Origin of the sequence: Streptomyces calidiresistens (assembly GCF_014141525.1) — a bacterium.
GTDB classification, from domain to species: domain Bacteria; phylum Actinomycetota; class Actinomycetes; order Streptomycetales; family Streptomycetaceae; genus Streptomyces; species Streptomyces calidiresistens.
The window spans coordinates 1-693 of record NZ_VKHS01001429.1 but is presented as its reverse complement, the minus strand read 5'-3'; the positions used below and the strand labels follow the sequence as shown (position 1 = coordinate 693).

Sequence of the window (693 nt, the reverse complement as noted above, 5' to 3'; positions counted from 1 at the left end):
CCCCCGCCCCGGCGGGGGTCGTCCGGCGGGCCGCCCCGCGGTCACCCCGACGGGACCCGCCCGGTCAGCGGGCGGGTCGGGTGGCGCACACCAGCTCGGTGTCGCCGTTGAGCACCCAGTACCAGTAGTGACCCCGGTCACCGGTACCGCGTGAACACACCGCCGCCGGCACCCGGTCCGGTGCGGGGAGCACGTCGCTGATCACCAGCACCGTGTTGTACGGGTCGGGCAGCCGCTCGGCGCCGCAGTCCAGCCAGACGTGCAGATCGGCCTCCGGGATCGCCCGCCCCGGCCCCGCCGGGCCGTCGGCCGCCCGGGCGGGGAAGCACTGCCCGGGCCGGAACTCCCGCTGCAGGCACAACACCGTCACCTCACCCCCGGCCGAGGTGTGGTGCCAATCGCCCCGCCCGGAACCGGAGGGACAGGTCTCCGCCCGCTCGGTGACCTCCGTCACCCGCAGGAAGGCGGCGTCCGAGGCGCAGGCCACCTGCTGGGGCAGGTGGCTGTTCCACTCCTCACCGGTCTTGTGGTTCGACAGGCAGTCGCCGGGACGGACCCGCTGGTACGCCTCGGCCGTGGGGTCACCCGACCCCGGCGCCCCCTCGGGCACCCGCGGGGGATCCACGGCCCCGTCGGCCGGATCCTCCGGCGGCCCACCGGGGAGCCTCCCGCCCGGCGCCCCCTCCGTCCCGC

The 693-nt window shown here is 77.1% G+C and carries 1 protein-coding gene; it reads right to left on the bottom strand.

Annotation, left to right across the window (positions count from 1 at the left end; translation table 11 throughout):
• Positions 1 to 64: 64 nt before the first annotated feature.
• The coding region (locus FOE67_RS27665; RefSeq protein WP_228474374.1) for an LppU/SCO3897 family protein at positions 65 to 693 on the bottom strand (629 nt) is incomplete at its 5' end.